Origin of the sequence: Streptomyces sp. NPDC006372, from assembly GCF_040612515.1 — a bacterium.
Taxonomy (GTDB): domain Bacteria; phylum Actinomycetota; class Actinomycetes; order Streptomycetales; family Streptomycetaceae; genus Streptomyces.
Genome location: NZ_JBEXQJ010000002.1, coordinates 21161 through 35529 on the forward strand (window position 1 = coordinate 21161; position 14369 = coordinate 35529).

The window sequence follows — 14369 nt, forward strand, 5'->3', positions numbered from 1 at the left end:
GCGTACGTAATTTCGAGGCATGTCTCCCGCCAGTACCGGGGCGTCCACCATCGTGGGCGCCGATGCCTCTGTCCCTGCTGTCGACGCACGTATGTCCCCGGGCGGGCCCGGCTACCGCCGGATGAGCTTCGCCCTCTTCCTCGCGGGTGTCGCGACCTTCGCGCTGCTGTACTCCACGCAGGCACTGCTCCCGCTGATCTCCGGCGAGTTCGGGGTGGCGGCGAGCGACGCGAGCTGGACCGTGGCCGCCGCGACGGGTGGTCTGGCGCTGTTCGTCCTGCCGATGAGCGCCCTGTCGGAGCGCTTCGGACGACGTACGGTCATGACGGCCTCGCTGGCCGTGGCGGTGACCCTCGGACTGCTGGTGCCCTTCGCCCCGTCGCTGGGTGTCCTGGTGGCGCTGCGGGCGCTCCAGGGAGCGGCCCTGGCCGGACTGCCGGCCTCGGCGACCGCGTACCTCGCGGAGGAGGTCGCTCCCAAGGCGCTGGTCACCGCGATCGGCCTGTTCGTCGCGGGCAACAGCGTCGGCGGGATGAGCGGCCGGGTCATCACCGGCTGGGTTGCGCAGGAGTGGGGCTGGCGAGTCGCCGTCGGTGTGATCGGCGCGATCGCCGTGGCCTGCGCGGTGGCCTTCCGGGCGCTGCTCCCGGCACCGACGAACTTCAAGGCGGGGTCGCTGCGCCCGCGTGTGCTGGCCCGTACGGTCCGTGACCACCTGTCCAACCCGCTGCTGTGCCGGCTGTACGCGATCGGCGCGCTGTTCATGACGGTGTTCGGCGGCGTGTACACGGTCATCGGCTACCGCCTCACCGAGGCCCCGTTCTCGCTGCCCCAGGGCATCATCGGCTCGATCTTCCTGGTGTACCTGGTCGGCACGGTGTCGGCGTCGACGGCGGGCCGCCTGGTCGGCCGGATGGGCCGCCGGGGTGCCCTGTACGCGGCGGGCGGTACGACGGCCACGGGTCTGCTGGTGTCCCTGGCGGGGTCGCTCCCGCTGGTCCTGCTGGGCCTGGTGCTGATCACCGGCGGCTTCTTCGCGGGTCACGCGGTGGCCTCCTCGGCGGTCAGCAAGACGGCCGCGCACGGCCGCGCGCAGGCCTCGGCCCTGTACCAGTCCGCGTACTACATCGGCTCCAGCGCGGGCAGCACGGTCGGCGCGATCGCCTTCCACTCGGGCGGCTGGGCCGGGACGGTCGGGGTCGGTCTGCTGGCGGTCCTCGGAGTCGTGACGATCACGGTCTTCGGAACGCGGGCGGCCCGCCTGCAGCGGCGGCTGACCACGGCCGCCTGAGCCCGACGCCGGGTCGTTCCCCTGGCCGAGTCCGACACCCCGGACCCGGCCAGGGGGTTTTCTCATGGGGTTCGGTGCAGCCAGCCGGTCTGAGGCGGCGCCTCCGACCTGCCGTTTTGTGCGCTCGGGGGGCCGTTGTCAGTGGGCTGCGGTAGCTTCCGAAGTGCTGGGCGCAAAGACGCGTGACAGAAATTCCGCAGGGGTGGGTGGGCGATGACGAACGGCACGGCGACACCGACGGACCTGGACGCCAGGCTGGAGGCACACCGCACCGAGCTGACGGGCTACTGCTACCGGATGCTCGGCTCCTCCTTCGAGGCCGAGGACGCGGTGCAGGACACGATGATCCGTGCCTGGCGCAGCTACGACAAGTTCGAGGGCCGCTCCAGCCTCCGCTCCTGGCTGTACCGCATCGCGACCAACGTGTGCCTGGACATGCTGACCGCCGGCAACAAGCGTGCCCGGCCGATGGACCTGACCGAGTCCACCCCGCTCGCCCAGGCAGCCCTCTCCCCCCGCCCGGACAACACCTGGCTGGAGCCCATGCCGGACGCCCGTGTGCTGCCCACGACCGACGACCCGGCGGAGGCGGCGGTCGCCAAGGAGTCGGTGCGGCTCGCCTTCATGGCCACGCTGCAGCAACTGCCCGCCAAGCAGCGGGCCGTGCTGATCCTGCGCGAGGTGCTGGCCTGGAAGGCGAGCGAGGTCGCCGAGCTGCTGGACACCTCCGTGGCGTCGGTCAACAGCGCCCTCCAGCGGGCCCGCGCCACCCTGGCCGAGCGGCAGCAGCCGGGCGCCGAGGCGGCCGTGTCCGACCCGCTGGACGAGGACCAGCAGAAGCTGCTGGACCGCTATGTGGCGGCCTTCGAGGGCTACGACATGGCGGCGCTGACCGCCCTGCTGCACGAGGACGCCATCATGACGATGCCGCCGTTCGACCTGTGGCTGACCGGCGTGCGGGACATCACCGGCTTCATGACCACCCTCGGCGCGCCCTGCGCGGGCTCCCGTCTGGTGCCCGTCCAGGTCAACGGCCTGCCCGGGTTCGCCCAGTACAAGCCGGACCCGGAGGGGGACGGCGGTTTCACGCCGTGGGCGGTCCAGGTGCTGGAGATCTCAGACGGCCGGATCACCGGGTTCCACTGTTTCCTCGACACCAAGCGCTGGTTCCCGCTCTTCGGTCTGCCCCTCCACCTCGAAGCTGAGACCGACCAGGTCGAGGAGGGCGCGTAGGGCCGGGTCGGGGTCGCGCAGCCGTATCCGGCCACCGGCCCGGCGGGCGGCCAGCTGGAGCCGGGCCAGCAGGTCGACGGTGGCGAGGCCCGGCGGCCCCAGGCCTCCGACATCGCACACCACGACCCGGGCACCGCTGCCCTCCAGCAGTGCCCGCACATCGTCGCTGAGCCCGCTCACCTCGTCCCGGGTGACGGGGCCGGGCAGTACGAGCACGGGCGGTGTCATGGCGTCCACGATCGGTAGACCGCGCGGGCGGCGGTAACTCATCGCGACTGTCCGTCCTGTCGGCCCCGTAAGGATCACATTGACCCGGGGACGACCTTCCCCCGAGTGTTAGCTGCATGCTCCATGCATCTGCCCCTCCCGCGCTGCCCGATGCCCGCTTCGCCGGTGAGGGGGCGTCGTGCAGGGAGTGCTGAGCGGGTTCGCGGTCATCGCGGTCGTCATCGGGGTGGGCTATCTGATCGGCCGGCGCGGCTATCTGGGTGACGGCGGCCGTGAGGTCCTCACCAAGCTGGCCTTCCATGTGGCGTCCCCCGCGCTGCTCTTCACGACGCTCGCCCAGGCCGACCTGTCGGTGATCTTCTCGAACCGGCTGCTGGTCACGGCCATGAGCACGGCAGCGGCGGCGGGTGTCTTCGTGGTGGTGGGGGCCGTGCGGCGCTGGGGCGTGGGCCGGACGACGATCGGCGCCCTGTGCTCCAGCTACGTCAACTCCGGGAACCTCGGTATCCCGATCGCCGTGTACGTGCTGGGCGACGCGTCGCTGGTCGCGCCGGTGCTGCTGTTCCAGCTGGTCGGTGTGACGCCGGTGGCGCTGACGGTTCTGGACCTGGCGAGCGGTGGGGAGAAGCGCCCGCTGTGGCAGCGCCTGCTGACGCCGCTGCGCAATCCGATCGCCCTGGGCTCGCTGGCGGGCGTGGCGGTGTCGGCGTCGGGCCTGACGCTGCCGGGCCCCCTGATGGATCCGCTGACCCTCATCGGCAACATGTCGGTCCCGGCGGTGCTGCTGGCCTTCGGCATCTCCCTGCGCGGCAGCACACTCCCGCTGCGCGGCGCGGAACGGGCCCCGGTGCTCCTCGCCGTAGCCCTGAAATCCGTGGTCCAGCCCCTGGTCGCCTGGGCCCTCGCGGTGTTCGTCTTCGGCCTGCGCGGGGCGCTGCTGCTCGACGTGGTGGTGACGTCCGCCCTGCCTGCGGCCCAGAACCTGTTCACGTACGCGAGCAGTTACCGGGTGGGCGAGGTGCTGGCGAGGGAGGCGATTCTGTTGTCGACGGTGCTGGCGGTGCCGGTGCTTGTGGTGGTGGCGGCGTTGCTGGGGTGAGGCCCTTCAGCTTGCGAGGAACTCGTCCGTGTCGAGTCTGAGGTTGAAGGGTTCCGCCAACTCGATCTGCTCGCCGAACTTCCCTGCGTCCAGAACCCGGTAGACGTCTCCTTGCGGTTCTCCATAGAGCGTGATGGTGGGCCCGCCGGGGGCCCAGCCGTCGATAAGCAGGTACAGCGGAACACTGGCCTGGGCATAACCCGCGGCCTTCTTGATGCGGTCGTGGGTCGCATTGGACTTGGACGTGATCTCGACGATGAGTTCGGCGGCGGCCGCCGGGACGAAGTTGCCGCCCTCGTCACGCAGTACCTGCCTGGGGGCGACTGCGAGGTCAGGGATGTAGAGCCCGTCACGCGACGGGACCGCCGCACCCAAAGTCTGGTAGATGCCCCAGTCCTTGGGGATTACCTCGTACAGGGCTCGCTGAACCAAGTCAGCGATGTCGTTGTGGGCGTTGGACGGCGGTGGTGCCACGGTGACGATCCCCTCGATGATCTCCACCTTGCAGCCCTCGGGCGCGTCCGTCTCCTGCCAGATCCGAACGAGGTCGTCCCACTCGTGGCCGTTGGCTGTCGAGTGGTCGACGGTGAGTGCGCTCATGGCGGTTCTCCAATCAGTGCGTCACCGATCCCAGCATGCCGAACGGGACCGGTGAGGGTCCACCGGTCCCGTTCACCCGAATGGGAGAACCCCTGCTCAGGCGATACGCCCCAGCACCACCGGAGACGCCGTGAAGCCCGTGCCCGGGGCGGCGATGTCGTAGGAGCCCTCGACCGACTGGAGCGCGTAGTCGAAGCGCTCGGGCGTGTCCGTGTGGAGGGTGAGGAGGGGCTGGCCCTCGCGCACCGTGTCGCCCGGCTTGGCGTGGAGCTCGACGCCCGCGCCCGCCTGGACGGGGTCCTCCTTGCGGGCGCGGCCCGCGCCCAGGCGCCAGGCGGCGACGCCGATGTCGTAGGCGTCGAGGCGGGTGAGGACGCCCGACGACGGGGCCTTGATCACGTGCTGCTCGCGTGCCACGGGCAGCTCCGCGTCCGGGTCGCCGCCCTGGGCCTTGATCATGCGGCGCCAGACGTCCATCGCCGAGCCGTCGGCCAGGGCCTTCGCCGGGTCGGCGTCCGCGATGCCCGCCGCGTCGAGCATCTCGCGGGCCAGGGCCAGGGTCAGTTCCACGACGTCCGCGGGGCCGCCACCCGCCAGCACCTCCACCGACTCGCGGACCTCCAGGGCGTTGCCCGCGGTGAGGCCGAGCGGGGTCGACATGTCGGTGAGGAGCGCGACCGTCTTCACGCCGTGGTCGGTGCCCAGGCCGACCATGGTGGAGGCCAGTTCGCGGGCGTCCTCGATCGTCTTCATGAAGGCGCCCGTGCCCACCTTCACGTCCAGGACCAGCGAGCCCGTGCCCTCGGCGATCTTCTTCGACATGATGGACGAGGCGATCAGGGGGATCGCCTCGACCGTGCCCGTGACGTCGCGGAGTGCGTAGAGCTTCTTGTCCGCGGGAGCCAGGCCGTCGCCCGCCGCGCAGATCACCGCCCCGGTGCCGTCCAGGACCGACAGCATCTCCTCGTTGGAGAGCAGGGCGCGCCAGCCGGGGATCGACTCCAGCTTGTCGAGGGTGCCGCCGGTGTGGCCGAGGCCGCGGCCCGACAGCTGCGGGACGGCGGCGCCGCATGCGGCGACCAGGGGGGCCAGCGGGAGCGTGATCTTGTCGCCGACACCGCCCGTGGAGTGCTTGTCGGCCGTCGGGCGGGACAGGGACGAGAAGTCCATGCGCTCGCCGGAGGCGATCATCGCTGCCGTCCAGCGGGCGATCTCACGGCGGTTCATGCCGTTGAGCAGGATGGCCATCGCGAGCGCCGACATCTGCTCGTCCGCCACCTCCCCGCGGGTGTACGCGTCGATGACCCAGTCGATCTGCTCGTCGCTGAGCTCGCCGCGGTCCCGCTTGGTGCGGATGACGGAGATGGCGTCCATGGCCATGGCTTGGGCTTCCTTCCGAGGGTTCCAGAAGCCGCACGGCCCCTCCTGGGTAAGTGGGAGGGGCCGTACGGGAAATGACTACTTGCTGAGGTGGCCGGGTCCGAAGGCCTGGGGCAGCATCCGGGACAGCGGCACGATGCCCTCCGGGGTCTCCAGCAGGAGGTCCGGGCCGCCGAACTCGTGGAGCAGCTGGCGGCAGCGGCCGCACGGGACGAGCACGGCACCGTCGCGGTCGACGCAGGTGAAGTGCGTCAGCCGGCCGCCGCCGGTGTTGTGCAGCTCCGACACCAGGCCGCACTCGGCGCACAGGCCCAGTCCGTACGAGGCGTTCTCGACGTTGCAGCCGGAGATGATCCGCCCGTCGTCGACCAGGGCGGCCACGCCGACCGGGTAGCCGGAGTACGGGGCGTACGCCCGGGACATGGCGTCCCGGGCCACGGCGCGCAGCTTCTCCCAGTCGACGACCGGGCCGTCGGCGCTCACTTGCCCTGCCCCTTCCGGTACGGCAGTCCGTCCGCCTTCGGCATGCGCAGCCGCTGGGCGGACAGCGCCAGGACGACCAGGGTGATGACGTACGGCGTGGCGGAGACGACCTGGTTCGGGACCTCGTCGGTCGTCGCGTACCAGGCGAACACCAGAGCGCCGACGACCAGGGTGATCACGGCCTGGAGGTACTTCTTGCGGACCACCAGCCAGATCGCGCCGATGAGCAGCAGGAGCGCGCCGAGCAGCAGCAGGGCGTGCACGTTGGCGGAGCCGCCGCGCAGGTTGAGGCTGTCGGTGTAGCCGAACAGGCCCGCGCCGAGGGCGAGTCCGCCCGGCATCCAGTTGCCGAAGATCATCGCGGCGAGGCCGATGTAGCCGCGGCCGCTGACCTGGCCCTCCAGGTAGAAGGGGTTGGCGACGATGGACAGGAAGACACCGCCGAGGCCGGCCAGACCGCCGGAGATGACCACGGCGATGTACTTGTACTTGTAGACGTTGACGCCGAGGGACTCGGCGGCGACCGGGTTCTCGCCACAGGAGCGCAGCCGCAGGCCGAACGCGGTGCGCCACAGGATCCACCAGGTGGCGGGGACCAGCGCGACGGCGAGGAGGGTCAGCCAGGAGACGTTGGTGACCAGGCCGCCCAGCAGTCCGGCGATGTCGGAGACCAGGAACCAGCCGTGGGCGTTGAGGTCGCGCAGGGCGTCGGACAGGCCCGGCACCGTGAAGTGGCCGAGCGACTCCACCGCCGGGGACTGCTTGGCCGAGCCGCCCGTGTGTCCCTCGAAGGCGAGGGGCGCGAGATAGCGGGTGGCGCCGAGAGCGAGGATGTTGATCGCCACACCGGAGACGATGTGGTTGACGTTGAAGGTGACGGTGACGAAGGCGTGCAGCAGGCCGCCGATCGCGCCGCCGATGATGCCGACCAGGACGCCGGTCCACGGGCCCCACTGGAAGCCGGCCCAGGCGCCGAACCAGGTGCCGAGGATCATCATGCCTTCGAGGCCGATGTTGACCACGCCCGCGCGCTCGGCCCACAGGCCGCCGAGACCGGCGAGGCCGATCGGCACGGCGAGCTGGAGCGCGGTGGACATCTGGCTGACGTTGGTGATGCCGTCGGCGCCGGTGACGAGACGGACGATCGAGGTGAGCGCCAGGCCGCCGGCGATGATCAGCAGCAGGACGGGCCACGACAGACGGCGGCCGGTGGGCGCCGCGGGCTGCAGCGTGGGCTGGTTGAGGTCGGTCGCGGTCGTCATCGGCCAGCCACCTCCTTCACGGTGTTGGTGTGGGCGCCGAGGACGTGACCGGCGGCCAGTTCGGCGCCGACCCGGCGCTGCTGGCGGCGCAGGCCCCACTCGCGGACGGCCTCGTAGGAGACGACGACCGAGAGCACGATCAGGCCCTGCATGATGACCGCGATCTCCTTGTCGTAGCCGTGGAAGTCCAGTTCGGGCGAGGCCTTGTCGAGCCAGGCCCACAGCAGGGAGGCGAAGGCGATGCCCACGGGGCTGTTGCGGCCGAGCAGGGCGATGCCGATGCCGAGGAAGCCGATGCCGGTGGGGAAGTTCAGGCTGTAGGTGTGGGTGTCGCCGAGCAGGATCGGCAGGCCGGCGAGGCCCGCGAGGCCGCCGGAGAGCAGCATGGCGGTCAGCACCATGCGCTTGGGGTCGACGCCGCTGGCCGCCGCGGCGGTCGTCGAGGCGCCGGAGGCGCGCAGGTCGAAGCCGAAGCGGGTGCGGTTGAGGACGACCCAGTAGCCGATGCCGAGCAGGACGGCGAGCAGCACCAGGCCGTAGATCTCGCCGGCCGCTCCCATGCTGATGCCGGGGATCCAGCCGGATTCGTGCATCTCGCCGGTGGTGTTGTTGTTGCCGACCTTCACGCCGAAGACGTTGGGCAGCCACAGGTAGGCGATCACGGAGGTGGCGATAGCGTTGAGCATGATCGTGGCGACGACCTCGCTGACGCCGCGGGTGACCTTGAGGACACCGGCGATGCCGGACCAGAAGGCGCCGGTCAGGACGGCGGTCACGAGCAGCAGCGGGACCTGGAGGACGGCCGGCAGGTTCGCGTGGGCACCGACTACGGCGGCCATCATGGCGGCGAGCTGGTACTGGCCGTCGACGCCGATGTTGAACAGGTTCATCCGGAAGCCGATGGCCACCGCGAGCGCCGCGATGTAGTACATCGAGGCCTGGTTGATGACCAGCACCTGAATGTCCGAGAAGCCGATCTGCTCGAACATCACGGTGAACGGCTCGACGGGGTTCTTGCCCGACGCGACCAGCACGATCGCGCTCAGCACGAAGGCCACGGCCAGCGCGATGACCGGTCCGGCCACCGCGAGGAGCACGCGCTCCTTGTCGAACTTCTTCATCAGCGGGCCTCGTCTTCCGGAGACTCGGGGGCGTCGGCCTTCGAGATCTCGGGGGTCTCGTCGTGCTCGAGGTGCCCGGTGGCGGCGCCGGTCATGGCCGAGCCGAGCTCCTCGGGGGTGATGGTGGCCGGGTCGGCGTCCGCGACCAGCCTGCCGTTGTAGATGACGCGCAGGGTGTCGGACAGGCCGATCAGCTCGTCCAGGTCGGCGGAGATCAGCAGCACGGCCAGGCCCTCGCGGCGGGCCTCGCGGATGAGGTCCCAGATGGCGGACTGGGCGCCGACGTCCACGCCCCGGGTGGGGTGGGCGGCGATCAGGAAGCGCGGCTTGTGGCTCATCTCGCGGCCGACGATCAGCTTCTGCTGGTTGCCGCCCGAGAGGGAGGCGGCGGTGACGTCGATGCCGGGGGTGCGCACGTCGTAGGCCTCGACGATGCGGCGGGTGTCCTCCTGGGCCGCCTTCGGGTCCAGCCAGACGCCCTTGGCGAGGGGCTTCTCGGTGACGTGGCCGAGGATGCGGTTCTCCCAGAGGGGGGCCTCCAGGAGGAGCCCGTGGCGGTGCCGGTCCTCGGGGATGTAGCCGATGCCCTGCTCGCGGCGCCTGCGGGTGGGCCAGGCGGTGATCTCCTCGCCGGCGAGGGCGATGGTGCCGGAGTCGGCGTGCTTGAGGCCGATGAGCGCGTCGACCAGTTCGGTCTGGCCGTTGCCCTCGACGCCGGCGATGCCCAGGACCTCGCCCGCGTGGATGGTGAAGCTGATGTCGTCGAGGAGGGCCTTGCCGCCGGGGGTGGCGAGGCGGAGCTTGTCGACGGTGATGACCGGGCGGTCGGTGACCGTGGACTCGGCCGTCTCGGGGGTGGGCAGTTCGCTGCCGACCATCATCTCGGCGAGCTGGCGCGGGGTGGTCTCGGCGGGTACGGCCGTACCGACGGTGGTGCCGCGGCGGATGACGGTGATCTCGTCGGCGACGGACAGCACTTCGCCGAGCTTGTGCGAGATGAAGATGACCGACAGGCCCTCGGCCTTCAGTTCGCGCAGGTTGGCGAAGAGGGCGTCGACCTCCTGCGGCACCAGCACGGCGGTCGGCTCGTCGAGGATGAGGGTGGTGGCGCCGCGGTAGAGGACCTTGAGGATCTCCACGCGCTGACGGGCGGCGACGCCGAGCTCCTCGACCAGCAGGTCCGGCTCGACGCCGAGGCCGTAGCGGTCGGAGAGCTCCTTTATCTTGCGGCGGGCCTTGGCGCCGATGCCGTACAGCTTCTCGCTGCCGAGCACCACGTTCTCCAGGACCGTGAGGTTGTCGGCGAGCATGAAGTGCTGGTGGACCATGCCGATGCCGCGGGTGATGGCGTCGGCGGGCGAGGAGAGGCTCACCTGCTCGCCGTCGACGGCGATGGTGCCCTCGTCCGGCTTCTGCATGCCGTAGAGGATCTTCATCAGGGTCGACTTGCCGGCGCCGTTCTCGCCGACGAGGGCGTGGACGGTGCCCTTGCGGACCCTGAGGTGGATGTCGCGGTTGGCCACGACGCCGGGGAAGCGCTTGGTGATCCCGGCGAGTTCGACGGCGATCACCGATGTGTCGACCGCCGCTCCGGCCGGAGGGCTGCTGGACGCGTTGATAACGCACTCTCCTGGGGACGGGGGTCGTCTACGCGCGTAGCGCCCCTACGGCATGCAAAGGGTCGGCGCTCCCCGCGACAACGGGGTACGGGGAGCAGCCTCCCCGTACCCCGTTGCGCGGACGCAACCCCGGGGTTACGACCTGCTCGAGGCAGTCGCTCGTCAGCTGCTCTTGACCTTGATCTCGCCGCTGATGATCTTCTCCTTGGCCGTCTTGATGGCTTTCTGGAGCTCGGCGTCGGCCGCGAACTTCGGGTTGGAGTCCGACAGGCTCACCTCGCCGGTCTTCAGATCGCCACGAACGATACCGGTCTCGGGCTTGCCGTCCTTGACCGACTTCGCAAGGGTGTACACGGCCTGGGCGACGTCCTTCATCGCCGAGGTGAGGATGGAGTCCTTGTACTTGGCGAGGGCTTCCTGCTTGTACTGGTCGGAGTCGACGCCGATCGCCCAGACCTTCTTGGCGGCGGCGGCCTCGATCACGCCCTGCCCGGACAGACCGGCGGCCGCGTAGACCACGTCGGCCTTCTTCTCGATCTGGCCCTCGGCGGCCGTCTTGCCCTTGTCGGGGCTGGCGAAGCCACCCTCCTCGGCCGTCTGCGTCAGGTACTGGGAGAGGACCTTGACCTTCGGGTCGGTGTCCTTGACGCCCTGCGCGAAGCCCGCCTGGAACTTGTGGATCAGCGGGATGTCCACACCGCCGACGAAGCCGACGACCTTCGACTTGGTGCTCTTGGCGGCGGCGACACCGGCCAGGTAGGAGGCCTGCTCCTCGTTGAAGACCAGGTCGGCGACGTTCTTGGTCTTGATCGTCTCGTCGTCGACGATGCCGAACGTGGTGTCCGGGAACTTCGCCGCGGCGCCCTTGACGGCTCCGGCGTACGCGTAGCCGACACCGATCACCGGGTTGAAGCCCTGCTTCGCCAGCGAGACCAGGCGCTGCTCCTTGTCGGCGTCCGTCTCGCCCTCGGTGGGCTCCAGGTCGGCCGTCTTGTAGCCGAACTCCTTCTGCGCCTTCTCCAGACCGGCGTAGGCGGCATCATTGAAGGACTGGTCGCCCTTGCCGCCGACGTCGTACGCGATGGCGAGGCCCTTGTTCCCCTTCGAGTCGGACGACCCGGAGGTCGAGGTGCTGCCGCAGGCGGAGAGGGCGAGGGCCAGGGAAGCGGTCGCTGCGCCTGCGACCGTGATCCGGGAAATCCGGCGCATGTGTGAGTGCTCCTGTCGTACAAGCGCCGGATGGACAGCTGGACAGCTTCGGCGCTGGTTTCGCCGCAGATTAACGCGCGTAGACCTGCCTGAAAACCCCTTCTGTCCACCTTGTTATGCGCCCGTGCCCAAGCCAGTACCGCGTCCCGGCCGGTGCGTTGCCGACCGCGAACAGGGGGTGGCGCTGGGTGATCCGGGTCCCGGGAACGCGAGACGGGCGGACACCGTGGGTGTCCGCCCGTCTCACCTGCTGTGCGACCGCCGCCGCTACTCCGTCTTGACCTTGATGGTGCCGTCGGTGATGCCTTCCTTGGCCTTCTTCACGGCGTCCGCGAGGCCCGGGATCTTGGCGTACTCCGGGTTCGACTCGGAGAGGCCGACGCCGTTGACCTTCAGGTCGAAGGTCTGGGTGCCGGTCAGCGGCTTGTCGTCGTGGACCGACTTGGCCAGCGCGTAGACCGCGCCGCCGACGTCCTTGAGAGCGGAGGTGAGGATGGAGTTCTTGTACTTGGCGAGGGCGGCTTGCTTGTACTGGTCGGAGTCGACGCCGATCGCCCAGACCTTCGCCTTGGCGGCGGCCTCTATGACGCCCTGGCCGGACAGACCGGCGGCCGCGTAGACCACGTCGGCCTTCTTCTCGATCTGGCCCTCGGCGGCGGCCTTGCCCTTGTCGGGGCTGGCGAAGCCACCTTCCTCGGCCGTCTGCGTCAGGTACTGCGACAGGACCTTCACCTTGGGGTTGGTGTCCTGCACGCCCTGCTTGTAGCCGGCCTCGAACTTGTGGATCAGCGGGATGTCGACACCGCCGACGAAGCCGACGGTGTTCGACTTGGTGGCCTTGGCGGCGGCGACACCGGCCAGGTAGGAGGCCTGCTCCTCGGCGAAGACGAGGGAGGCGACGTTCTTGCTCTCGACCACGAAGTCCACGATGCCGAAGCTGGTCTTCGGGTACTTGGCGGCGACGGCCTTCATCGCCGGGCCGTAGGCGTATCCGATGCCGACGACCGGGTTGTAGCCCTGCTTCGCCAGCGAGGCCAGACGCTGTTCCTTGTCGGCGTCGGTCTCGCCCTCGGTGGGCTCGATGTCGGCCGTCTTGTAGCCGTACTCGCCCTTGGCCTTCGTCAGACCGGCGTAGGCGGCGTCGTTGAACGACTGGTCGCCCTTGCCGCCGACGTCGTACGCGATGGCGACGCCGCGGTCGCTCTTGTCACTGTCGCCACTTTCACCGCTGGTGTTGCCACAGGCCGTGGCGACGAGCCCCAGCGACGCGACCCCCACCGCGACACGGGTCATCTTGGAAATCCGACGCATCTGAAGTTCCCCATTCTCCAAAGCCCCGCAGTGGGTGCTCGGTGCGGCGCACATTAACGCGCGTAGAAACCCCTTGGGAACGGGTGACAGCGGCCGTTATCCATTCGTGCCGATGGCCGGTCACGCCGGTGTGGACCACGGGCTCGAACGGGGGCGAAAGCGTGCGCTCGGGGAAACGGCGCGACCCGCTCCGGGCCGTGAGCCGGAGCGGGTGGGGGGAGGTGGGCTTCCCGGAAGCGGGACCGGTCCTAGCGGAGGCCGTTGACCAGGGCCGCGGCCGTGAAGAGTTCCACTCCGACCGAGATCGCGGACTCGTCGACGTCGAAGTCGCCCTGATGGAGGTCGCGCACATGGAGTTCGCCCGGGGTGCGCACGCCGAGGCGGGCCATGGCGCCGGGGACGTGTTCCAGGTACCAGGAGAAGTCCTCGCCGCCGAGGCTCTGCTCGGTGCTCACCACGGAGTCGACGCCGCGCCGGGCGATCATGGCGTCCCGCAGGAGCTCGGTCACACCGGGTTCGTTGACGACGGGCGGGACGCCGCGCACGTAGTTGATCTCCGACTTGGCGCGGTAGAGGTTGGCGATCTCGTCGATCGCGGCCACCACGACGTCGGGCGCCTGCCGCCACGCCTCGATGTCGAGGCACCGCACGGTGCCGGAGAGTTCGGCGTGCTGCGGGATCACGTTGGGCGCGTGCCCCGACTCGACGCGGCCCCAGGTGATGGCGAGTCCGCTCCGGCTGTCGAAGCGGCGGCCGACCAGGGCGGGTACGTCGGTGACGACGCGGGCGGCCGCGGTGACCAGGTCGGTCGTCAGGTGGGGGCGTGCCGTGTGGCCGCCCGGGCCGTTCAGGGCGATCTCCAGCCGGTCGCAGGCGGAGGTGATGGGGCCCTCGCGGAGTCCGATCTGGCCCGCGTCCACCCGGGGATCGCAGTGCACGGCGATGATCGCGCCGACCCCTTCCAGTGCGCCGCCCTTGATGACGTCGGCGGCGCCGCCCGGCAGCACCTCCTCGGCGGGCTGGAAGATCAGCCGGACGGGGCGGGGCAGCAGGCCCTGCTTGTGCAGTTCGGCGAGGACGAGGCCGGCACCGAGGACGACCGTGGTGTGCACGTCGTGGCCGCAGGCGTGGGCGCGGTCGGGCACGGTCGAGCGGTACGGGCAGTCGGCCTTGGTGTCGGGGATGGGCAGGCCGTCGATGTCGGCCCGCAGCGCGAGCATGCTGGGACCGCCGTCCCACTGTTCGCCCGCCACGCCGATGTCACAGACGAGTCCGGTCCCGATGGGGAGTACGCGTGGCTTGAGGCCCGCCCTCTCCAGCCGCTCCTTGATCGCGGCTGTGGTGCGGAACTCCTGGTTGCCCAGCTCCGGGTGCATGTGCATGTCGCGTCGGAACGCGATGAGCTCGGCCCGCAGAGCGTCGGGCAGCGCACCGGGAAGCACGGCTCCCCCGGGAAGATCGACCTCGGACTCCAGTGACATCAATTGCTTCACCCTCTGAAGGGTAGGGCGCCAGGGCGGTCGGCTGACCCTC

Annotated in this window: 13 protein-coding genes; 3 read left to right on the forward strand and 10 right to left on the reverse strand. The window is 70.1% G+C overall.

Going from position 1 to position 14369, the window contains the following annotated elements; translation table 11 throughout:
• The first annotated feature begins 19 nt into the window (after positions 1–19).
• Entirely contained in the window at positions 20–1291 is a 1272-nt protein-coding gene (locus ABZ016_RS04580; protein ID WP_356915079.1) for an MFS transporter, read from the forward strand.
• Positions 1292–1504: 213 nt separating this feature from the next.
• Positions 1505–2524 (forward strand): sigma-70 family RNA polymerase sigma factor, encoded by a 1020-nt coding sequence (locus ABZ016_RS04585; RefSeq protein WP_356915080.1) that lies wholly within the window; start codon positions 1505–1507, stop codon positions 2522–2524.
• On the opposite strand, the gene ABZ016_RS04590 is transcribed toward ABZ016_RS04585, so the two are convergent.
• Complete coding sequence (locus ABZ016_RS04590; RefSeq protein WP_356915081.1) at positions 2408–2794, reverse strand: STAS domain-containing protein; 387 nt, start codon at positions 2792–2794, stop codon at positions 2408–2410. The genes ABZ016_RS04585 and ABZ016_RS04590 overlap by 117 nt on opposite strands.
• Before the next feature lie 136 nt (positions 2795–2930).
• On the opposite strand from ABZ016_RS04590, the gene ABZ016_RS04595 reads away from it, so the two are divergent.
• Positions 2931–3851 carry an AEC family transporter gene (locus ABZ016_RS04595; RefSeq protein WP_356915082.1) on the forward strand — a complete coding sequence of 307 codons (921 nt, stop codon included), beginning with the start codon at positions 2931–2933 and terminating at the stop codon, positions 3849–3851.
• Between the two features lie 6 nt (positions 3852–3857).
• Here the strand turns inward: ABZ016_RS04595 and ABZ016_RS04600 are convergent, their stop codons facing one another.
• The 9 genes from ABZ016_RS04600 to ABZ016_RS04640 form a co-directional block, all read right to left on the reverse strand.
• The gene (locus ABZ016_RS04600; RefSeq protein ID WP_356915083.1) at positions 3858–4451 is read right to left on the reverse strand and encodes a Uma2 family endonuclease; all 594 of its coding nucleotides are present in this window, start codon (positions 4449–4451) and stop codon (positions 3858–3860) included.
• Between the two features lie 96 nt (positions 4452–4547).
• On the reverse strand, positions 4548–5825 hold the full coding sequence (locus tag ABZ016_RS04605) for a thymidine phosphorylase (protein ID WP_356915494.1): 1278 nt from the start codon (positions 5823–5825) through the stop codon (positions 4548–4550).
• Between the two features lie 84 nt (positions 5826–5909).
• Positions 5910–6314, reverse strand: coding sequence for a cytidine deaminase (locus ABZ016_RS04610; protein ID WP_356915084.1), 405 nt, complete (start codon positions 6312–6314; stop codon positions 5910–5912).
• The gene (locus ABZ016_RS04615; protein WP_356915085.1) at positions 6311–7576 is read right to left on the reverse strand and encodes an ABC transporter permease; all 1266 of its coding nucleotides are present in this window, start codon (positions 7574–7576) and stop codon (positions 6311–6313) included. Before ABZ016_RS04615 ends, ABZ016_RS04610 begins: the two co-directional genes overlap by 4 nt.
• Complete coding sequence (locus ABZ016_RS04620) at positions 7573–8697, reverse strand: ABC transporter permease (protein ID WP_356915086.1); 1125 nt, start codon at positions 8695–8697, stop codon at positions 7573–7575. Before ABZ016_RS04620 ends, ABZ016_RS04615 begins: the two co-directional genes overlap by 4 nt.
• A complete protein-coding gene (locus ABZ016_RS04625) occupies positions 8697–10268 on the reverse strand; it encodes an ABC transporter ATP-binding protein (protein ID WP_356915087.1) in 1572 nt (523 codons plus the stop codon). The genes ABZ016_RS04620 and ABZ016_RS04625 overlap by 1 nt, the downstream gene beginning before the upstream one ends.
• Positions 10269–10478: 210 nt before the next feature.
• Complete coding sequence (locus ABZ016_RS04630; protein ID WP_356915088.1) at positions 10479–11525, reverse strand: BMP family ABC transporter substrate-binding protein; 1047 nt, start codon at positions 11523–11525, stop codon at positions 10479–10481.
• Positions 11526–11792: 267 nt separating this feature from the next.
• On the reverse strand, positions 11793–12836 hold the full coding sequence (locus tag ABZ016_RS04635; RefSeq protein WP_356915089.1) for a BMP family ABC transporter substrate-binding protein: 1044 nt from the start codon (positions 12834–12836) through the stop codon (positions 11793–11795).
• A gap of 248 nt (positions 12837–13084) precedes the next feature.
• The gene (locus tag ABZ016_RS04640; protein WP_356915495.1) at positions 13085–14317 is read right to left on the reverse strand and encodes a M20 family metallopeptidase; all 1233 of its coding nucleotides are present in this window, start codon (positions 14315–14317) and stop codon (positions 13085–13087) included.
• Positions 14318–14369: the final 52 nt, after the last annotated feature.